Origin of the sequence: Acidithiobacillus concretivorus, from assembly GCF_018853445.1 — a bacterium.
In the GTDB taxonomy this organism is placed as follows: Bacteria; Pseudomonadota; Gammaproteobacteria; order Acidithiobacillales; family Acidithiobacillaceae; genus Acidithiobacillus; species Acidithiobacillus concretivorus.
Genome location: NZ_JABELD010000074.1, coordinates 1 through 20,725, shown reverse-complemented (window position 1 = coordinate 20,725; position 20,725 = coordinate 1). Strand labels below are relative to the sequence as shown.

The 20,725-nt window shown below is 54.9% G+C and carries 21 protein-coding genes and 1 rRNA gene; 9 read left to right on the top strand and 13 right to left on the bottom strand.

Annotated features, from left to right (window positions below; translation table 11 throughout):
• Together HJG40_RS10195 and HJG40_RS10190 are read left to right on the top strand one after the other, a co-directional pair.
• A partial coding sequence (locus HJG40_RS10195; RefSeq protein WP_215864086.1) for a LysM peptidoglycan-binding domain-containing protein occupies nt 1–689 on the top strand: 689 nt, incomplete at its 5' end.
• A gap of 19 nt (nt 690–708) precedes the next feature.
• Entirely contained in the window at nt 709–1,482 is a 774-nt protein-coding gene (locus HJG40_RS10190) for an enoyl-ACP reductase FabI (RefSeq protein WP_215864085.1), read from the top strand.
• An 11-nt stretch (nt 1,483–1,493) separates the two neighbouring features.
• On the opposite strand, the gene tal is transcribed toward HJG40_RS10190, so the two are convergent.
• Nucleotides 1,494–2,591 (bottom strand): transaldolase, encoded by a 1,098-nt coding sequence (gene tal / locus HJG40_RS10185; protein WP_215864084.1) that lies wholly within the window; start codon nt 2,589–2,591, stop codon nt 1,494–1,496.
• A 194-nt stretch (nt 2,592–2,785) separates the two neighbouring features.
• Between tal and HJG40_RS10180 the strand changes: the two genes are divergently transcribed.
• From HJG40_RS10180 to gloA, 6 genes are all read left to right on the top strand, one after another.
• Nucleotides 2,786–2,995 (top strand): YgaP family membrane protein, encoded by a 210-nt coding sequence (locus tag HJG40_RS10180; RefSeq protein WP_010641530.1) that lies wholly within the window; start codon nt 2,786–2,788, stop codon nt 2,993–2,995.
• Between the two features lie 111 nt (nt 2,996–3,106).
• Nucleotides 3,107–4,333: an aspartate kinase gene (locus HJG40_RS10175; protein WP_215864083.1), complete on the top strand. Its 1,227-nt coding sequence runs from the start codon at nt 3,107–3,109 to the stop codon at nt 4,331–4,333.
• Complete coding sequence (locus HJG40_RS10170; protein ID WP_215864082.1) at nt 4,333–5,499, top strand: aspartate aminotransferase family protein; 1,167 nt, start codon at nt 4,333–4,335, stop codon at nt 5,497–5,499. Before HJG40_RS10175 ends, HJG40_RS10170 begins: the two co-directional genes overlap by 1 nt.
• Nucleotides 5,496–6,434, top strand: coding sequence for an ornithine carbamoyltransferase (gene argF, locus HJG40_RS10165; RefSeq protein WP_215864081.1), 939 nt, complete (start codon nt 5,496–5,498; stop codon nt 6,432–6,434). Before HJG40_RS10170 ends, argF begins: the two co-directional genes overlap by 4 nt.
• Nucleotides 6,435–7,634 (top strand): argininosuccinate synthase, encoded by a 1,200-nt coding sequence (locus HJG40_RS10160; RefSeq protein WP_215864080.1) that lies wholly within the window; start codon nt 6,435–6,437, stop codon nt 7,632–7,634.
• 47 nt (nt 7,635–7,681) lie between these two features.
• Nucleotides 7,682–8,068, top strand: a complete 387-nt coding sequence (gloA, locus tag HJG40_RS10155) for a lactoylglutathione lyase (protein ID WP_215864079.1) — start codon at nt 7,682–7,684, stop codon at nt 8,066–8,068.
• Nucleotides 8,069–8,079: 11 nt separating this feature from the next.
• Here the strand turns inward: gloA and dnaQ are convergent, their stop codons facing one another.
• Genes dnaQ through HJG40_RS10140 form a run of 3 tightly spaced genes read right to left on the bottom strand, consistent with a single transcriptional unit; the run spans nt 8,080 to nt 10,051 of the window.
• The gene (gene dnaQ / locus HJG40_RS10150; RefSeq protein ID WP_215864078.1) at nt 8,080–8,814 is read right to left on the bottom strand and encodes a DNA polymerase III subunit epsilon; all 735 of its coding nucleotides are present in this window, start codon (nt 8,812–8,814) and stop codon (nt 8,080–8,082) included.
• Nucleotides 8,805–9,281 carry a ribonuclease HI gene (rnhA, locus tag HJG40_RS10145; protein ID WP_215864088.1) on the bottom strand — a complete coding sequence of 159 codons (477 nt, stop codon included), beginning with the start codon at nt 9,279–9,281 and terminating at the stop codon, nt 8,805–8,807. Before rnhA ends, dnaQ begins: the two co-directional genes overlap by 10 nt.
• Entirely contained in the window at nt 9,281–10,051 is a 771-nt protein-coding gene (locus tag HJG40_RS10140; RefSeq protein ID WP_215864077.1) for a class I SAM-dependent methyltransferase, read from the bottom strand. Before HJG40_RS10140 ends, rnhA begins: the two co-directional genes overlap by 1 nt.
• A 102-nt stretch (nt 10,052–10,153) precedes the next feature.
• Between HJG40_RS10140 and gloB the strand changes: the two genes are divergently transcribed.
• Complete coding sequence (gene gloB / locus HJG40_RS10135; RefSeq protein WP_215864076.1) at nt 10,154–10,906, top strand: hydroxyacylglutathione hydrolase; 753 nt, start codon at nt 10,154–10,156, stop codon at nt 10,904–10,906.
• Here the strand turns inward: gloB and HJG40_RS10130 are convergent.
• The 9 genes from HJG40_RS10130 to rrf all read right to left on the bottom strand — a co-directional run bounded on the left by HJG40_RS10130 (nt 10,903) and on the right by rrf (nt 20,725).
• Nucleotides 10,903–12,147, bottom strand: coding sequence for a M16 family metallopeptidase (locus HJG40_RS10130; RefSeq protein ID WP_226857372.1), 1,245 nt, complete (start codon nt 12,145–12,147; stop codon nt 10,903–10,905). The two genes, gloB and HJG40_RS10130, sit on opposite strands and share 4 nt — an antisense overlap.
• Nucleotides 12,148–12,164: 17 nt before the next feature.
• Nucleotides 12,165–14,243 (bottom strand): polyribonucleotide nucleotidyltransferase, encoded by a 2,079-nt coding sequence (pnp, locus tag HJG40_RS10125; RefSeq protein ID WP_215864075.1) that lies wholly within the window; start codon nt 14,241–14,243, stop codon nt 12,165–12,167.
• A 10-nt stretch (nt 14,244–14,253) separates the two neighbouring features.
• Nucleotides 14,254–14,523, bottom strand: a complete 270-nt coding sequence (rpsO, locus tag HJG40_RS10120; RefSeq protein ID WP_215864074.1) for a 30S ribosomal protein S15 — start codon at nt 14,521–14,523, stop codon at nt 14,254–14,256.
• 39 nt (nt 14,524–14,562) lie between these two features.
• On the bottom strand, nt 14,563–15,444 hold the full coding sequence (gene truB / locus HJG40_RS10115; protein WP_215864073.1) for a tRNA pseudouridine(55) synthase TruB: 882 nt from the start codon (nt 15,442–15,444) through the stop codon (nt 14,563–14,565).
• Nucleotides 15,445–15,446: 2 nt separating this feature from the next.
• Entirely contained in the window at nt 15,447–15,830 is a 384-nt protein-coding gene (locus HJG40_RS10110; RefSeq protein ID WP_215864072.1) for a ribosome-binding factor A, read from the bottom strand.
• A gap of 9 nt (nt 15,831–15,839) precedes the next feature.
• Nucleotides 15,840–18,464: a translation initiation factor IF-2 gene (gene infB / locus HJG40_RS10105; RefSeq protein WP_215864071.1), complete on the bottom strand. Its 2,625-nt coding sequence runs from the start codon at nt 18,462–18,464 to the stop codon at nt 15,840–15,842.
• Nucleotides 18,465–18,517: 53 nt separating this feature from the next.
• A complete protein-coding gene (gene nusA / locus HJG40_RS10100; protein WP_215864070.1) occupies nt 18,518–19,999 on the bottom strand; it encodes a transcription termination factor NusA in 1,482 nt (493 codons plus the stop codon).
• 30 nt (nt 20,000–20,029) lie between these two features.
• The gene (rimP, locus tag HJG40_RS10095; RefSeq protein WP_226857373.1) at nt 20,030–20,488 is read right to left on the bottom strand and encodes a ribosome maturation factor RimP; all 459 of its coding nucleotides are present in this window, start codon (nt 20,486–20,488) and stop codon (nt 20,030–20,032) included.
• Nucleotides 20,489–20,609: 121 nt separating this feature from the next.
• Nucleotides 20,610–20,725: ribosomal RNA gene (gene rrf / locus HJG40_RS10090) — 5S ribosomal RNA — on the bottom strand.

Here is a 20,725-nt window from a genome sequence, read left to right as displayed (position 1 = left end):
GGAACACCCTGTCACAAATAGCCATGCGCGCGGGGGTCAGTGTTCAGCAGATGAAGCAGTGGAATCATCTGCGCTCCGCGCGTGATCTGCAGGCAGGTCAGCAGTTGGTGGTTTATGGGGGGCATCATCTGGAAAACGCCACTTATAGCCAGCCAGCCAATCACGCTCTGGTGGTTCACTCCGGGAATACCCTTTCGGGACTGGCGCAGCAGGCTGGCGTCAGTGTTCAGGACCTGATGCGCTGGAATCATATCCATTCGGCCAATGATCTGCAGGTGGGAGAACATCTCACCGTTTACGGAGGTCATGCCACTCCCGTTTATACGGCAGCACGCCAGCAAAGACAGTTGACGGTGCGCCCCGGCGAAAGTCTCTGGCAAATTGCGCAGCGGGCTGGTGTGGGGATCACCGCTATTGCTCATGCGAACCACCTGACCGAGCAATCCGTCATCCATCCGGGTCAGGTCCTGAATATTCCTTCGGAAACCGCCGTAGCGGCTATTAGTGCCCGCCAGGAACGCGCTGCCACCCAGCCGCGCGCAGCGACTTATATTGTTCGCAAAGGCGACACGCTCTGGCAAATTGCCCAGCAGTACCATGTGCAACCCAAGTCTCTCATCCAATGGAACCACCTGGCCTCTGCCAGCGACATTCAGCCGGGCTCACGTCTCACTATTTATACACGCTAAGCAGCACACAGGAGGTTTTATGGGTTTCATGACCGGCAAAAAGGCGCTCATCGTTGGCGTAGCCAATGATCGTTCCATTTGTTGGGGAATCGCGCAGGCCATGCATCGTCAGGGAGCCGAAGTGCTGTTGACCTATCAGGGCGAGCGCACCAAAAGCCGGGTAGAAGAACTGGCTGGACAAATCGGCGCGCCGGAACCCCTGGAACTGGATCTGATGGATGAACAGCAATTGCAGGCCGCCATGGAACGCGTCCAGTCACTATGGGGTGGCGTCGACATCGGTATCCACGGCGCAGCTTTTGCGCCCAAGGAAGAACTCAGCGGCAGCTATCTGGACGCCACCACCCGCGATGGCTTCCGTATTGCCCATGAAGTTTCTTCCTACAGCTTCACCGCCATGGCCAAAGCCATGCACCCTTTGATGCAGGGCCGCCAAGGCGCTTTACTGGCGCTCAGCTATCTCGGCGCCGAACGGGCCATGGCCAACTACAATGTCATGGGCCTGGCCAAGGCCAGCCTCGAAGCCAGCATTCGTTACCTGGCTTATTCTCTGGGCAGTGATGGCATTCGTGTCAACGCTATTTCCGCAGGTCCTATTCGGACTTTGGCAGCCAGCGGAATCAGTGAATTCCGCAAAATCCTCGACCACTATGCGGAGCATGCTCCCCTCCACCGCAATGTCACCCAGGAAGAAGTGGGCAACACGGCGGCCTTCCTCTGCTCCGACCTGGCCTCAGGCATCACCGGCGAAATTACTTACGTCGATGCCGGCTTCAATACCGTCGGCTTTTAACGCGAAGGCAATCAACCACTACGGGGCATGGCCTTGTCGACCTCCGCCAACATTTCCTCAAAGCTTTTGGCGAAGGCGGCCAGCCCTTCCTGCTGTAATTGCTCAGCCACACTGTCCATGTGAATACCCAGCGACTCCAGTCCGGCCATGACTGCCTGTGCCGCGTCCAGATCCTCACTCACCCGATTCGCGATATGGCCATGATCACGCAGTTTGTTCAGGGTTTCATCCGGCAAGGTATTGATCGTTTCCGGCCCCATCAACGGTTCGACATAAAGTAAGTCCGAGTACTCCGGGTTTTTCGTGCTGGTACTGGCCCAGAGCAAATACTGCGGACGCCCACCGGCCTTGGCCAACTCCGCGAAGCCGTCCCCATGGAAGGTCTCCTGATAGACCTTGTAAGCAACCTTGGCCATGGCCACTGCGGCCTTGCCGCGCAAAGCCAGAGCCTCTGCTGTCGCAATTTTTTCGAGCTGCTGATCAACGAGGGTATCTACCCGCGACAGGAAAAGGCTGGCAACCGCCTTGACCCGGCGGGGGTCGCCGCCGTGCTTTACCCAATGCGCCAAGCCCTGTTGATAAGCCGCAAAAACCTGGTGGACATGTTCCAATCCGAACATGAGGGTGACATTGACTGAAATACCCTCGCCTATCAGCGTAGCCAGTGCCGCAATACCCTGGGGCGTCGCGGGAACCTTGATCAACAAATTGTCGCGCTGCACCAATCCCCGCAGACGGCGGGCTTCAGCAACCGTCGCTGCTTCATCATGCGCCAAACGCGGAGATTCCTCCCAGCTCACCCAACCATCATCGCCACCACTTTCATGATGCACCGGCCGCAAAAGATCGCAGGCCATCTGCAAATCCTGCAAAACGAGCTGTTCATAAAGTCGTTCGGCAGATTCTGCAGCTTGCCGCAAATCATCCTGATAGTAGGGACTGGAATGAATGGCTTTCTGAAAAATGCTGGGATTGGAGGTAACCCCACTAATACCATCTGCGCTGATATATTTTCTGAGAACATCATCGTGAATCAGTGTTCTCGACAAATTATCCAGCCAGGTGCTTTGACCCACCTCTTTGTGCAACGCCCGTAAATCTGTTGTCATCCTTCCATCTCCCCGGAAATCACTGCAGAAACCCGTTTGGCTATCCCAGACTGCTCACACAATCCTCTTCATGCTGTTTATTGTAGTTCAAGCCCAGAGAAGATGCTGAGACCAAGCAAGATTCCCCTATTGCGGCACGGACCGAAGCGGTCTAATATTCATACCTAGCCCTCTCATTTAAGGACGGCCATATCATGAAAATCATCAAGAACATGAACAGTACCGAGCGTTGGCTGCGCCTTTACTTTGGCGCCATCATTTTTCTCATCTATTTCGTCAATCCCTTCCCCTATCGAGAATGGACCTTTTCGGGACTTCTCCTCATAGCAACGGGGGTTTTCGGCTATTGCCCGGTGTATTCCTTCCTCAAAAAAACCCGGAAACCGGAAAACCTGTCACAGTAAGCAGGCAAATCTCATAAAAAGCTCTCCACTTGAGGGATTCTCGCCCCATCCTGTACGAACGCGTCCCAAGGCTTTATGATTTGCCTTTAATTTTTCATAAAATCACTGACAATGGCACTCATCGTACAAAAATTTGGTGGAACATCTGTGGGCAGTCCCGAGCGCATTCGCGCGGTTGCCGAAAAAGTCATGGCTACCCATCGGGCCGGGCATCAGGTTGTGGTCGTGGTATCGGCCATGTCTGGCGAGACCGATCGCCTTTTGCAACTGGCGCGGGCCATGGCGGCCCACCCTACCGAGCGTGAACTGGATACCCTGCTGAGCACCGGAGAACAGGTGACTATTGCACTGTTGTGCATGGCTTTAGAAGAGATGGGCCAAGCGGCGCAATCTTTTACCGGCACGCAGGTAGCCATTACCACGGATTCTGTCCATACCAAGGCGCGCATTGAACATATTGATGATCACAAAATCCGTTCAGCCCTCGAATCCGGGAAAATCGTCGTGGTTGCCGGTTTCCAGGGCGTCGACCTGCATGGCAATATTACCACTTTGGGACGGGGCGGATCGGACACCACCGCCGTCGCATTGGCGGCTGCCCTGCGCGCCGATGAATGTGATATTTTTACTGATGTAGATGGCATTTACACAACGGATCCGCGCGTGGAGTCGAGAGCGCGGCGCCTTGATCGTATTACTTTTGAAGAAATGCTTGAAATGGCAAGCCTCGGCGCAAAGGTACTGCAGACGCGCTCTGTTGAGTTTGCCATGAAGTACAATGTTCCTGTTCGGGTCTTGTCGTCTTTTCAGGATGGGCCCGGCACCCTGGTTACCAATGAGGAAAATTCTGTGGAAGCTCCCCGCGTCTCTGGCATCGCCTTCTCCCGTAACGAAGCCAAACTCACCATGATTGGCGTTCCTGATCACCCTGGTATTGCCCATTCCATTCTGGGACCCGTCTCAGAAGCCAATATCAACGTGGACGTTATTCTGCAGAATATTTCCGAAGCCGGTAAAACAGATTTCACCTTTACGGTGGATCGCAATGAATACGCCCAAGCCAAGGATATTCTGAGCGCTGTGGCTCAAAAACTGGAAGCGGAAGATGTGCGGGGCGACGACCACATTGTCAAGGTGTCAGTAGTAGGCGTCGGCATGCGTTCCCATGCGGGTATTGCCGCCACCATGTTTGCCACCCTGGGCAAGGAAAACATCAACATTCAGATGATTTCCACCTCGGAAATCAAGATTTCTGTGGTCATCGAAGAAAAATATCTGGAACTGGCGGTGCGGGCTCTGCACGCCGCCTTCAACCTGGATGGGGAGGCCCCGGTATAATGGCACTCATGAACAATTATGCACGCCTGCCCGTGGCTTTCAGCTGGGGGGAAGGCGTGTGGCTTTACGACAGCGAGGGACGGCGTTATCTGGATGCCTTGGCGGGTATTGCGGTAGTGGGTCTGGGTCATTGCCACCCTGCCGTCACTCAGGCCATTCAGTCACAAGCGGGCACCCTGCTGCATACATCCAATCTCTACCAGATTCCCTTGCAGGAAAAGCTGGCCGATAGCCTCTGCCGCCTCAGCGGTCTGGATGCTGCCTTTTTCTGTAATAGTGGCGCTGAAGCCAACGAAGCAGCCATCAAAATGGCGCGCCTCCACGGCCATCAGAAAGGTATTGCCGAACCACAGATTCTGGTATTTACCCAGGCTTTTCATGGCCGCACTCTGGCGGCGCTGACAGCGACAGGCAATTTCCGCATTCAGGAAGGCTTCGCACCACTGGTACCCGGTTTTGTGCGGGCTCCTTATGGCGACAGCAGCACAGTCAGAGGACTGATTGCCGCCAATCCGGCCATTGCCGCCATTCTGGTTGAGCCCGTGCAGGGTGAGGGCGGCGTGCGCCCTGCTCCCGAAGGATTTTTAGCGGAACTACGCAGTATTTGTGACACCCACGGACTGCTGCTCATGCTCGACGAAGTCCAAACCGGCATCGGTCGAACTGGTAATTTCTTTGCCTATCAACAGCTTGACGGTGTGGTTCCGGACGTGCTCAGCCTGGCCAAAGGCCTGGGAAACGGGGTTCCCATTGGCGCCCTGCTTGCCCGCAAAGCGGCAGCGGACTTGTTTGGACCCGGTAAGCATGGCACGACTTTCGGGGGTGGCCCCCTGGTCTGTGCTGCCGCCCAGGCGGTACTCGACACCATGGAAAACGCCAACATTCCTGCTCAGGCAGCTAAAATGGGGGCACTGTTGCAGCAGAAACTGCGTCATGCCCTGGCGCAGCATCCACAGGTTCAGGATATTCGCGGCATGGGCTTAATGGTCGGTATTGAGCTGGCGCAAAAACCCGAACGTCTAGTTGAGCGTGCTCTGGAAGCAGGATTACTGATTAATGTCACTGCGGACAAAGTCATTCGGCTATTACCACCACTCATTATTTCTGAATCGGAAATAGATCTGCTGGTTGCCGGGATCGTCCGACTACTGGAACCCACATCATGAAACTACGCCACTTTCTCAGCCTCGCCGATCTCAGCCAAGCCGAACTCAAGACCTTGCTGGACCGTGCTATTGCTCTCAAGCACATGCAGCGCCAGGGTGAACGGTACATGCCCTTTACCGGGCGGACTCTGGCCATGATTTTTGAAAAGTCCTCTACCCGGACCCGGGTTTCCTTTGAGACGGGTATGGCGCAACTGGGCGGACATGCCCTTTTCCTCTCGCCACGCGACACCCAACTGGGTCGCGGCGAAAGCATTGAAGACACCGCCCGGGTAATTTCACGGATGGTAGACATGGTCATGATCCGCACTTTCAGTCATGACAACCTCAAGCTTTTTGCCGCAGCCTCCAGAGTGCCCGTCATCAATGGTCTTTCCGATGACCACCACCCCTGCCAGTTGCTTGCTGATCTCATGACCGCCACCGAACACTGGGGCACACTGGAAGGACGGAGAGTTGCCTATGTAGGAGATGGAGCCAACAACATGGCCCATTCCTGGATGGAGGCCGCACGCATTTTCAATTTCAGCCTGCGTATCGGCAGCCCTGCTTCCTATGCGCCCAGCGCCGACATGCTGGCAACCGGGGGAGAATATGTCACCGTTCTTCATGATCCCTTATCAGCAGTGGAAGGTGCCGACCTGGTGGTAACGGATGTCTGGACCAGCATGGGCCAGGAACAGGAGGCCGAGCAGCGCCGTGCCATTCTTCAGGATTTTCAGGTGAATCACGCCCTCATGGCTGCTGCTGCGCCTGGCGCTTTGTTCATGCACTGCCTTCCTGCACATCGCGGAGAAGAAGTCAGCGCCGATATTATGGATGGTCCCCTTTCTGTCGTCTGGGAAGAGGCGGAAAATCGCCTGCACGCCCAGAAGGCGCTCATGGAATTTTTATTTGGCATCGGCCCTGTGGCCGCCTTGCAAGGAGCTTCTTAAATGGTCAAAAAAGTCGTTCTCGCCTACTCAGGGGGTCTCGATACCTCAGTCATTCTCAAATGGCTGCAAGATCAATATCAATGTGATGTCGTCACCTTCACGGCAGATATTGGTCAGGGTGAAGAAGTAGAGCCAGCCCGTATCAAAGCAGAAAAGCTCGGTGCCAAGGAAATATTCATTGACGACCTCCGTCAGGAATTTGTCCGCGATTATGTATTTCCCATGTTTCGCGCCAATACCATCTATGAAGGTGAATACCTGCTGGGGACTTCCATTGCCCGGCCCCTTATCGCCAAGCGCATGGTGGAAATTGCCGCCGAAGTGGGTGCTGATGCCGTTGCTCATGGAGCCACCGGCAAGGGCAACGATCAAGTCCGCTTTGAACTGGGTGCTTACGCCCTGAACCCGGCCATTAAGGTCATTGCCCCCTGGCGGGAATGGGACCTGAACTCCCGTGAAAAGCTCCTCAAATATGCCGAAAAACATGGCATCCCTGTGGAAAAACACGGTAAAAAGTCGCCCTACTCCATGGATGCCAATCTTCTGCATATCTCCTATGAAGGCGGCATTCTGGAAGACCCCTGGGCGGAGGCCGAAGAGAGCATGTGGCGCTGGACTACAGCGCCTGAGAAAGCCCCGGATCAACCCCGCTACTTGGAAATCACCTATGCACATGGTGATCCCATCGCGGTGGACGGTGAATCCCTCAATCCTGAGCAATTATTGGCGCACCTCAATACCGTAGGTGGCGAGCATGGCGTCGGCCGTCTGGATATTGTCGAGAACCGTTATGTCGGCATGAAGTCGCGGGGCTGCTATGAAACGCCTGGCGGCAACATATTACTCAAGGCCCATCGCGCCATTGAATCCATTACCCTCGATCGGGAAGTCGCGCATCTCAAGGATGAGCTGATGCCCCGCTATGCCAGCATTGTCTACAATGGCTTCTGGTGGAGTCCGGAACGCCGCGCTCTGCAGACCCTGATTGACCAGACCCAGCGACTGGTGAATGGCGTAGTTCGGGTTAAACTCTACAAGGGAACCTGCAGTGTAGTCGGCCGCAAGTCTCAGGAAAGTCTGTTTGATCCCCGCATTGCCACCTTCGAAGATGATGCCGGTGCCTATAATCAGAAAGATGCAGAAGGATTCATCAAACTCAATGCCCTGCGTCTGCGGATTGAAAAACGCTTGCAGGGGTAGTACATCTCTGGACAAAACCGCACAGTAACCTGTGCAAGGAGCGTCAAATGCGTCTTTTACATACCATGCTGCGGGTGAGCGATTTGGATCGCTCCATCCAGTTTTATACCGAAGTCCTCGGCATGCATCTGTTACGCCGCAAAGATTATCCCGATGGCAAGTTTACCCTTGCTTTTGTCGGCTATCAGGAGGAAAGCGCTGGAGCCGTCATTGAGCTGACCTACAATTGGGGCGTAGATCATTACACACTCGGTGATGCCTTCGGGCATATTGCCCTGGAAGTGGAAAATGCCGCTGCGGCATGCGATGCCATTCGTGGGCGGGGTGGCAAAGTGGTGCGCGAAGCAGGACCTATGAAACACGGCAGTACCATCATTGCCTTTGTGGAAGATCCTGACGGTTACCGCATCGAACTCATTGAGCACAAACAATAAGTTACGGCGCTTTATGGCTCATTCCATAGAGCTTTTCCACCCATATCCTCTAAATATTGAGCATGCAGGGCAGTTTCTTCCGCAGTAGCGCGAATGACCCGCAAATTCGGGCGAGACCGCGTTGCCACCGTGCCACTATTCAATTGAGCAGATTGCGCAGAAGCCGCAGAATCTCGGGAAGACGCCGTTCCCGAATGCTCCTCTGAAGCATTCAACAAGCCCATCATATCCACCTGCCCCCCCGTCATGCCGAGGTAGACCTTGGCCAGGATTTCGCAATCCAGCAAAGCGCCGTGCAGCTCACGGTGACTATTGTCGACATTATATCGTCGGCACAGGCTGTTCAGGTCATTTTTCTGCCCGGGATGACGACGACGGGCATCCACCAAGGTATCCATAACTTTATGATTCAGCGGTGCTTTTTCAATCTGTCTGAGTTCATGGTTCAAAAATCCCAGATCAAAGGGCGCATTGTGAATAATCAGCTCTGCGTCACCCAGATAGTTCAGAAATGTCTCAGCCACTTCGGCGAATAATGGTTTATCTGCAAGAAACGCATCGGTGAGACCATGCACGCGCAGGGCTTCAGGATCACTGCTACGCTGGGGATTGAGGTACTGCTGGTAATTATTCCCCGTCACACGGCGATCCAGCAACTCTACCGCGCCAATTTCAATGACCCGATGACCCTGTTTCCAGTCAATACCCGTCGTTTCTGTATCCAGCACCACCTGTCTTAAAGCCATCCCTCCCCCTCTTCATACTGTTGACTTGCGCCGTATTGATCCATGACCTGATTCAACAGGGCATCGACTTTTTCATTCTCAATATGACCGGAGTGCCCGCGCACCCATTCCCATTCTACCTGATGGGGAGCAGAGGCTTTTACCAGAAGCTCCCAGATATCCTGATTTTTGACCGGGTCCCCACCCGCCGTGCGCCAGCCGCGCCGTTGCCAACCTGGCAACCACTGGGTCATGCCATCCCGCAAATATCGGGAATCACTGATCACGCGAACCCGGGTTGGACGTTTCAGGGCTTCGAGACCACGCAGAGCCGCCGTCAATTCCATGCGGTTGTTGGTGGTTTCCGGTGCGAATCCCCAGAGCACCTTCTCCTGTGTTTCGCGCCGCAACCAGGCGCCCCAGGCGCCAATACCGGGATTACCCCGACAACCTCCATCCGTAAACAATTCCACAATTTTATCTGTCATCATCCCAAGTCCGATTGATCATAAGCTGCCGGGGCTTCGGATCTGACTTTACAACGCTCCCGACGCATTTTTACGGGGGTAGCCAAGCCGACCAAAGGTCGCTCAGGATCACGGCGTTGAGCCAGCAGTAAATAAGCGTTTGCACCCGCTGGCCACCAACGGTCACCCATGAGCTCCATCCAATGCGCATTTTTTTCTAAACCCGGCAGGGTATACTGAAAGTAGCGCCCTTCTTTCAGAGTAAAATCCTGATTTTCGAGCAGGGTACGCAACTTCCCTAAGGGCAGAAAAGGACGCCGCCACGGCCAGGCCCGATCCCGCCGCCATAAACGCCAGCGGCGCATAAAGCTCAAGCTACCCCCGGGATTAAAATCCATGATCAATACATGACCTTCAGGGCGCAGCACCCGCCAGCATTCGTCCAGCACCGCTTCAGGATCGCTCATTCGACTTAAACAAAAGGGAACAATAACCAGATCAAAGCGCATGGGCGCAAAAGGCATATCCGGACAGGCCCCGCAAACCTGCAAATAAGCTTCCGGTGGCAATGCGGCTCCATCATTGAGCAATACCCAGGTTCGTTCGGTGCCTGGAGGTATTCCCCAAAACAGCGGTTGCCCCAGTTGCAAAACCGTTTCTGGCTGCAAACGCTCAATCCAGCGTGGAAGAATATCCCGAGCCCGATCCAGCAGCAGACGTCCGGCACCACTATCCCACCACACAGCAGCCCGCTGTTCTTGCGGTCGGCTAAGACGTCCCCGCCCCGGCATTTCAGTAAAACCGCCTCAACATGACAAAATACCCAAGTGTGCGTGACCCCAACCGGCTCCCATAGTAGGCTTATGGTAACTCGCTTGCCCTGAGAACCAAACATGTCTGTGCATTTCATTCCTGCATTTGCGGATAACTACATTTATGTGCTGGAAAGCAGCGCCGGTGTCTGGATTGTCGATCCCGGCGACGCCGAACCGGTTTTTCAATGGCTTGCGCCCAGACAGATAGTGCCAACTGCCATACTCTGCACGCATCATCATGCCGACCATACCGGGGGCGTAGCTGCCCTCGCCGGTCATTTCCGCATTCCTGTCTACGGTGCCAATGACCGGATACCGGCCCTGACTCATCCCGTTGCTGCTGGAAAACTAACCATTGGCTCGGCAGAAATCCAGGTCATGGAAGTTCCGGGTCATACCCGGGATCATCTAGCTTATGTCTGGGATGCATCCCTGTTTTGCGGAGACACGCTTTTTGCTGCAGGCTGTGGACGAATATTTGAAGGCACTTCCGAGATGTTGTTCCATAGCTTGCAGCAGCTCGCCGCGTTACCTCCGGAGACAGCAGTGTACTGCGCCCACGAATATACCCAGAATAATTTGCGTTATGCAGCTTTGGTGGATCCTGGCAACCCGGTTGTTCAGGAAAGACAAATACAAGCCCAAAAGCAGCGCGAGAGTGGACAACCCACCTTGCCGTCCAGCATTGCTCTGGAACGCGCCAGCAATCCTTTTCTGCGCTGTGCTGATCCTGCGCTCATTGCCAGTGCCCGGCAATTTGACCCCCTCAGCGGCAGCACGGCATTATCTGTATTTACCACTTTGCGACTCTGGAAAGACCAGTTTTCCTAAGTCTTACGGAGGGAGGGTAAACAGCGCATTTCCAGGCGTTGTTCCCAGGCTTCGCGCAAAACCCGACGTACGGCTTCTGCATCCACAAGCTCCAGTTTCTGCAACGACTGCTCCGCCGAATGAAGGCGGCCCAGATAAAGCCATTGGCGAGCCAGCCGACTCATACGCACTTCGGCATCTTCCTGTCCGAGCAACAACTGAATACGCAAGCTGCGTTTTGCCCAGAGCATATCGCTCGAACTGGGCCCCTCAAGCAGTAAGCTAGTCAGCACTTCGGACATCGCCTTGCCGGCTTCATGGGCTTTATCTTCCGGGGTCGCTACATACAACGACCATTCGCCACAGTCGCGCAACGCATCCAGATGGGAAAATACCTGATACGCCAATCCGCGCCTTTCCCGGAGTTCCCGGAATAAATAAGAGGCGGTGCCTCCCCCCAGAATGGCATTGGCCACAACATGAGCGAGATAGTCTTCTGATTCGACGGAACAAGCTGGTGCCATCCAGACCAAATGCGCCTGACGGGCTTCTGAACGGCGCAGATTTTTTTTACCAGGCTGAAAGCGGGGGGGCAAACCATTTTGCGGGGAGGCCGGACGACGCGCTTCCGGAAAGGCATGCTGCACCCATCCACACAAACGTTCATGATCCACATCACCCACTGCCGTAACAATCAGGGGCGATTCGGCCAGCACTCGCTCATGATAGGCCTGTATGCGTTTACGGCTGGCTGCACGAATACAGCTGGCCTTGCCCAATACGGGCCAGGCCAGAGGGTGCTCTCCCCATATTTCCAACAAGGCCCGTTCCTGTACCCAGTCTTCCAGATCCTCGGCAGCCATGGCGGCTTCCTGGGCGACTACCTGTTTTTCCAGACGTAAATCCGCGTGATCAAAACGGGGGTGCGTGAGCATTTCACTGAGCAGCACAAAAGCTTCCTGAGCATCCTCGGCCAACACCGTGCCATGGAAAACCGTACTCTCACGATCGGTGAAAGCATTGATGGTCCCACCCAGAGATTCCATCGCGGCATTCAGTGCATCTCCATCTCTTTTGGTACTGCCCTTGAAGAGCATGTGTTCCAGGAGATGGGCAAAACCGTTTTCATCTGCAGCCTGATCACGGCTACCATTTCCCAAGGTCAGGGACAGAGCCACGCTTTGGCGGCCCGGCAACCTTTCGCTGAGAACGACTACGCCGTTATCCAGCGTGCTTACAGAAGCTTCGATATTTTTTGTCAAAACCGCCCAATCCAGAATTACTGGGTAATGTCCTTCATGCTGAGCTTGATTTTGCCCTGACGATCGACTTCCAGAACTTTCACCCGCACTGCCTGCCCTTCCTTGAGGTAGTCGTGAACATCACTGACCCGCTCGCTACTAATCTGGGAAATGTGCAGCAAACCATCTCGCCCCGGCAGAATCGTGACAAAAGCGCCAAAGTCCATGATTTTGGCCACTTTCCCATCATATATGGTATCTACCTGTACTTCCGCCGTCAGCAGTTCAATCCGTCGACGGGCGGCAGCACCGGCTTCACTATCTACTGTGGCGATGGTGACCGTACCATTATCCTGAATATCAATGGCAGCTCCGGTTTCTTCCGTCAAAGCGCGAATGACTTTACCGCCCGGCCCGATGACATCACGGATTTTGTCCGGGTTGATGTGTATGGTAATAATGCGCGGGGCGTTATCGGAAAGTTCGACGCGTCCTTTTTCGAGGACTGCATTCATCAAACCCAGAATATGAAGGCGTCCGGCGTGGGCCTGTTTAAGGGCCGCAGCCATGATTTCACGGGTAATACCGTCAATTTTGATATCCATCTGCAGGGCAGTCACACCCTGTTCGGTACCCGCCACCTTGAAATCCATGTCACCCAGATGATCTTCGTCACCCAGGATATCGGTCAGGACAGCAAAACGCTCGCCTTCCTTGATGAGTCCCATGGCGACTCCGGCAACGGGGGCCTTCAGCGGAACACCGGCATCCATCAGGGCCAATGAAGCACCACACACCGTAGCCATACTGGAAGAACCATTGGACTCCAGCACTTCTGAAACTACCCGCAAGCTATAGGGGAATTCACTGGCTTCCGGCAACACTGCAGCTACAGCCCGTTTTGCCAGGCGACCGTGACCAATTTCGCGGCGTTTGGGTGACCCCACCATGCCCGTTTCACCGGTGGAAAATGGCGGGAAATTATAGTGGAGCATGAAGCGATCACGGCTTTCTCCCTGAAGAGCGTCGATAATCTGCTCATCGCCCTTGGTTCCCAAAGTTGCGACGACCAGAGCCTGGGTTTCACCCCGGGTAAACAGGGCCGAACCATGGGTGCGAGGTAAAACCCCCGCCTCAATGGTAATGGGACGCACCGTCTTGGTGTCCCGCCCATCAATGCGCGGCGCACCATCCAAAATTCGCCCCCGGACAATACCGGTTTCGATTTTTTTAACAAAACCACGCACCATGTCTGCCCGCTGCGCATCTTCTGCGGCTAATTCTGCAACCATGTGCTGCTGAATTTCTTCAAGCTTTTTACTACGCGCCTGTTTTTCTACCAACGAATAGGCTTCCTGCAGCAAACCCGAAGCCTTGGCCTGCACCTGCTGACCCAAAGCCTCATCGGCTACGGGTGCCACCCAGTTCCAGCTGGCCTTACCTACTTCCTGCGCCAGGGCCTCAATAGCCGCAATGACCGACTGGAATCCGGCGTGCCCAAACATGACAGCCTCAAGCATCACTTCTTCAGACAGTTGCTGGGCTTCTGATTCCACCATCAACACCGCATTACGGGTTCCGGCCACGACCAGATCCAACTGCGATTCAGCCAATTGGGCAGCGCTGGGATTCAGGACATATTGTCCATTGACGTAACCCACCCGGGCGCCCCCAATAGGACCTCTGAACGGAATACCAGAAATCGCCAAGGCTGCCGAAGCACCAAGCATCGCCAGAATGTCCGGGTCATGATCGCGATCCACAGAAAGAACCGTGGCGATGACCTGCACTTCATTCATGAATCCTTTGGGAAACAAGGGACGAATGGGTCGATCAATCAGTCGCGAGGTCAGGGTTTCTTTTTCAGTTGGCCGACCTTCGCGCTTGAAGAAGCCCCCCGGAATTTTACCGGCAGCATAGGCTTTTTCCTGATAATTGACCGTCAAGGGAAAGAAGTCCTGACCGGGTTTCATTTCTCGACGGCCAACGGCCGTCACCAGAACCACTGTGTCGCCACTGGAAACCAGTACCGCCCCATCAGCCTGACGCGCCATACGACCTGTTTCCAGGTGCAGGCGCTGTCCGCCGAAATCCAACTCTTTCCGAATGATGGCCAAAACCTTCTCCTTACTTACGCAGACCCAGACGCTCAATCAGCGAACGATACCGATTCACATCACGCTTTTTGAGGTAGTCCAGCAGCTTGCGGCGTTGGCCCACCATTTTCAGCAATCCTTGACGGGAATGATGATCATGCTTGTTACTTTTGAAATGATCAGCCAATCCTTCAATACGAGTGGTCAACAGTGCAACCTGCACTTCGGGAGAACCCGTATCTCCTGCATGGGTAGCATAACCCTGAACAACATCTGCTTTGACTTCACGCGACAACGACATAAATTCTTCTCCTCGGAACTTCTAAAAAAACAATACTCCCTAGTTTACGCTCATGAGGCGGCGTGGCGCCACCTTTCCGTCGTCCATGACCTCTCCCAGACCGAGAAACTGCGCACCCGGTCCGTAAAGGCGAATACGTCCCAGAGAAGGTGCATGTGCCACCACCACACCCTGCCCCTGACGCAAATAATAAGCAGTGTTCTCCGTCAGGGTGACAGCGGGCAGATATTCCAGTGCCAGATCCATCGCCTTTAATGGACATTCACCCTGTTTCTGCTGCTCTGCCAACGCTTCCAGAGTAAATGCATCCTCGATACTGAATGGCCCTGTACTCGTTCGTCGCAACGCTTCGACATGAGCCCCACAACCCAAGGCCGCGCCCAAATCCATCGCCAGACTGCGAATGTAGGTTCCTTTGGAACAATCCACATCCATGACCAGGTGATCCCCGGTGAATTCGACCAGGCGCAAACCGTCAATGCGCACCTGACGTGGCGCCCTTTCCACCTCAATCCCTTTGCGAGCCAGCTCGTACAAAGGCTTGCCACCCTGCTTGATGGCCGAGTACATGGGAGGAATCTGGGCAATTTCTCCCAGAAAACGCGGGAGCATGGCCTCAATATCGGCACGCTCTACCGTGACCGGTTTTTCTTCCAGAATCTCGCCCTCACGATCACCCGTGCTGGTTGTCTGCCCCAGCCGCAGGGTCGCCCGGTAGGACTTGTCGGCATTCAGAATGTAATCAGAGACTTTGGTTGCTTCACCAAAGAGCAACACCAGCAGACCGGTGGCAATGGGATCAAGACTGCCGGTATGTCCCGCTTTTTTGATCCCCATAATCCGCTTGGCGCGTTGCAGGGTCGCATTGGAGGTTAAACCCTCTGGTTTATCGAGCAACAACAGGCCATGCTGACAGGTCATGATCACCCTTCCTCATCCGCAGCGGGTGGCAAATGCGCCAGAATTTCTGCCATTTCAGCACCCCGATCAAAGCGCGCATCATAAACAAAGTGCAATGGCGGAATCCGCCGCAAGGCCAGCCGCTTCCCCAATATCTGACGCATTTCTCCCGCCCGAGCATTGAGGATCTGGCGAACCGCATCGGCGCGCTCGGGACCATCCATCAGGGAAAAGAAAACAGTTGCCGAACGCATGTCAGCAGGCAAGTCAACCATCGTTATGCTGGGCGGCAAGAGTGCCAGATCAGCAGGAAGACCATGCAACTCGCGCAACAGCGCGGCAATTTCTTCACGGAGCAGGTGAGATACCCTGGCGCCGCGCGGATAAGCACGATGAGTATGCTGCAACGCCAACTCCTAGACCGTACGCGCGACTTCAGTGGTTTCGTAGGCCTCAATGATATCCCCGTTTTTGAGGTCATTGTAATTGCGCAGACCGATACCACACTCGAAACCTTCCCGGACTTCCTTGGCATCATCCTTGAAGCGGCGCAAAGAATCCATTTCACCGCTGTGGATGACTACGTCCTGACGCAGCACACGGACCTTGGCATTACGGCGAACAACACCATCGATGACCATACAGCCGGCAATAGTACCCACTTTGGGAACCCGGAACGTTTCGCGAACTTCAGCATGACCAATGATTTTTTCACGGATTTCCGGTGCCAGCATGCCACTCATGGCGGCTTTGACTTCATCCACGGCATCATAAATCACGCTGTGATAACGCACATCTACACCGGTGCTTTCGATGAGGCGACGGGCCTGAGCTTCCGCCCGTACATTAAAGCCGATAAGCACCGCTTGCGAAGCTGCCGCCAGATTCACATCCGATTCGGTAATACCGCCCACACCAGAGTGAATAACGGTCACTTTTACTTCTGACGTGGAAAGGCGTTCCAGCGTCGTACTGAGTGCTTCCACCGAGCCTTGCACGTCAGCCTTGATCAACAGATTCAACTGCTGCAACTGACCGTCTGCGGCGGCTTCGAAGAGACTCTCAAGGGATGCCTTCTGGTTTTTGGCAAGACGCACATCACGGAACTTGCCCTGACGGAAAAGCGCGACTTCACGCGCCTTGCGTTCATCGGCCACAACCACAACCTCGTCACCCGCATGGGGAACATCGCTGAGGCCAAGAACCTCGGCAGGCAAACCCGGGCCAACTTCCTGCGTACTCTGTCCGGCATCATTGACCAGCGCTTTCACGCGCCCAAACTGGGCTCCCGCCAGGAGCATATCTCCGGCATGCAGGGTACCCTGACGAACCAGTACCGTAGCCACCACACCCCGCCCCCGATCAAGACGGGACTCAATGACCACGCCCTTGGCCGGACCATTACTCTGCACATCCAGATCGAGCATTTCCGCCTGCAGCAGGATGGCATCCAGGAGATCTTCAATATGCAAACCGGCCTTGGCCGAAACATTTACAAACTGAGCATCGCCACCCCATTCTTCAGGAACCACCTCATGACCTGCCAACTCCTGACGGATCCGTTCGGGATCCACTCCGGGTTTGTCGATCTTGTTGACCGCGACAACAATCGGCACCTGCGCCGCCTTGGCATGATGGATGGCTTCAATGGTTTGCGGCATCACACCGTCATCTGCCGCCACTACCAGCACGACAATATCGGTAGCCTGCGCACCCCGGGCCCGCATGGCGGTAAAGGCTTCATGACCTGGCGTATCCAGAAAAGTCACCATGCCTTTGGGCGTTTCCACATGATAAGCACCAATATGCTGGGTGATACCCCCTGCTTCCCCACTGGCTACCTGTGCCGAACGAATCCGGTCGAGCAATGAGGTTTTACCATGGTCCACATGTCCCATTACTGTGACCACGGGGGGCCGTCTGCCAATAATCGGGGTCTCCGTACTGCCTTCATCCATCAGGAAGGCCTCGGGACTGGTCATGGCTACCATCTTGACCTTATGACCTAATTCTTCAACAACAATGGCCGCCGTTTCCTGATCAATCACTTGATTGATGGTCGCCATCACGCCCATTTTCATCATGGCCTTGATGACATCCGTGGCCTTGATTGCCATACGGCTGGCCAGTTCACCCACCGTAATGGTTTCGGGGACGGCCACTTCGCGGATCACCGGTGCCATGATGGCTTCATTACCCATCTGCGCACCGCGATTCCGGTTTTTCTTGTCTCCAGGTTTACGCCGACGCGCTAAAGCATCGGCATTACCGCCCTCTTCATTACGACGCGGACCACGCCGTCCGGCACCGGAGCGATCATCCTCTCCGCGACCTGCCGGGCCGGCTTTTTTACCACGCGGCGGGACCGAGGGTGCTTTGGCCGGGGCAGTTGCTGCGGGACGCGGGCGTTCACTGACTGGAGCACGGTTACGATCCGGTGCTGCAGCGCGTTCGCTATGGGCACGAGCAGCAGGTTGACGTTCAGCGCCTGGCACTTTTGGCTCTATTGCCGGTGTAGCTTCAGAAGTGGCCACCACGGGTTGCGCTATAGATTCTACCGGTTCGGGAGCCGCTTGCTGGGCAACAGGGGCGGGTGAGTCCTGGACAGGCTCCGTGACAGCTACGTCAACAGGGCTCGCCAGCGTCGTTTCGATCTCGTGGGTCGACGGCTCAACGGCCGTGACCGGCTCAACAGCCGGAGTTTCGACAACCGGCAATTGCTCTACCGGTTCATCTACAGTCACCTCACGCTTGACGTAGGTTCTTTTACGCCGGACCTCTACCTGCACAGTACGGGATTTTCCCGCGCCGACTGACTGCTTGATTTCAGAGGTGCTGGTACGATTCAGCGTGATCCGCCGCAGCTCGCCACCGCCTTCTCCATGGGCACTGCGTAACGAAGCCAGCAACCGATGTTTGTCGTCTTCAGTGACGACATCGTCTGCTGTTTTTTTCACGATGCCCGCAGCATTCAACTGCTCCAACAAGCGCGCATGGGTTACACCTAATTCAGCTGCAAAATTGGCGACAGTTACCGTCATAATCCTCTTTCTCCAAAACCACTTGTTCGCACAATGCGTTCACAGGGTTCGTATCAAGCAAACCAGGGCGCACGCGCCTCCAGAATAAGAGCTTTCGCACGCTCTTCATCAATCCCGACCATCTCACATAACTCGCTGGCTGCAAGCTCCGCCAAATCTTCAGCGGTGGCCACACCCTTGCTGGCCAGCAGATGCGCCAGGCCTTTATCCATTTCTTTCAGGCTTAACAGGTCTTCACCCGGCTCGCTTAAGGCCACCTGTTCTTCCTGGGCAATGGCTTTGTTCAAAAGCATATCGCGCGCCCGCCGCCGTAGTTCGCTGACCAGTTCTTCATCGAGCCCTTCAATTTCCATCATCTCGGCAACCGGCACATAAGCCACTTCTTCAATGGAGGTAAAGCCCTCGCTGACCAGCAGTTGCGCCAGATCTTCATCCACGCCCAACTCTTGAACAAAATGATTCAGGAACTTGGAATCTTCTTCGTCACGTTTGGCCTGGGCTTCTTCTTCCGTCAGGATATTGATAGTCCATCCCGTCAACTGCGTGGCCAGGCGCACATTTTGCCCGCCGCGTCCGATGGCCTGCGAGAGGTTTTCGGCATCTACGACCACATCCATACTGTGGGTGTTTTCATCTACCACAATACTCGACACTTCGGCCGGTGATAAGGCATTGATGACATAACTTGCCGGATCTGCCGCCCAGATGACGATATCAATACGCTCACCCTTGAGTTCGTTGATGACCGTCTGGACGCGATTACCGCGCAAGCCGACACAAGCACCCACTGGATCCACCCGAGGGTCATTGGACCGCACCGCCAGTTTGGCGCGCAAGCCGGGATCCCGTGCCGCGCCCATGATTTCAATCATCCCGTTACCAATTTCCGGCACTTCCTGGGCAAACAGCTTGATCAATAATTCGGGGCTGACCCGCGACAAAAACAACTGAGGACCACGCTGCACCCTGCGCACGTCCTGTAGATGTGCCTTGACCCGGTCGCCGGGACGAATGGCCTCACGCGGCATCATTTCATCTTTGGCCAAAAGCGCCTCTGCCCGCCCCATATCGACAATGGCATTGCCTTTTTCCATGCGCTTGACCAGACCACTGATAATATCCCCTTTACGCAAGGCAAAGTCGGAAACGATCCGGTCCCGTTCAGCATCTCGTACTTTCTGGACAATCACCTGCTTGGCGGTCTGTGCGGCAATGCGACCAAATTCGACCGGTGGTAGTACTTCTTCTACAAAGCCGCCCAGATCCACGTCGGGACGTATCGCCTTGGCTGCTTCCAGACGGATTTGCAGATCAGCATCAAAATTTTCTTCTTCGTCCGCTACTACTTCCCACAAACGTCGGGTCACGTAGTCCCCGGTCTTACGGTCCACATCTACTACAATGTGCCAGTCTGCCCCATATTTCTTCTTAGATGCGGAAACCAGTGATGCTTCCAGAGCCTGAAAAATGACTTCCCGGTCCACATCCTTCTCATGGGCGACGGCATCCGCCAGATAAAGAAGTTCACGACTCATTGACTTGCTCCTCTCTGCATATCCGCCCCTTCACCATTGGGGAACCAACTTGGCCTTATGAATTTCATCCAGCGCCAGTGTCCAGCGCCCCTCACTATTTTCAATGACCACTTTCTGATCCTCCAGCCCCTGCAAAACGCCCAACAGACGGCGGCGACCCTGATGCAATCCGTGTAAATGCACTTCCGCGTGCTCACCCTGGAATCTTTCGTAATCCTTCAGTGTTTTCAAAGGACGATCCAGGCCCGCACTGGATACTTCCAGACGGTAGGCCCCATTAATCGGATTGGCCACATCCAGCCATACACTGAGCTGGCGGCTGACAGTTGCACAGTCCTCAATAGTGACCGATGCCCCATCTTCTTTTTCGATTAATATCTGTAAGGTAATTGCGCGACCGCTCCGCAACATCCGCGCATCGACCAAGGCGCAGCCCACTGTGCCTACCTGCCGGGCAATTTCCTGATCTAATCGTTCTTCCACGTTCATCATTCCCTGATACAGAAACAAAAAGTGGGCACTTGGCCCACTTTTTTGCGCATCGTACGCAGTTGTTCAAAAAAAATCAACCCCATCTCATGTTGAGCAGATGGGGTTGACAGGTATAGGTGTCTGGCGGTGACCGACTTTCGCGGAGGGAGGCCCTCAACTATCATAGGCGCTGCAGTGTTTCACGGTCCTGTTCGGGATGGGAAGGGGTGGTTCCACTGCGCTATGGCCGCCAGA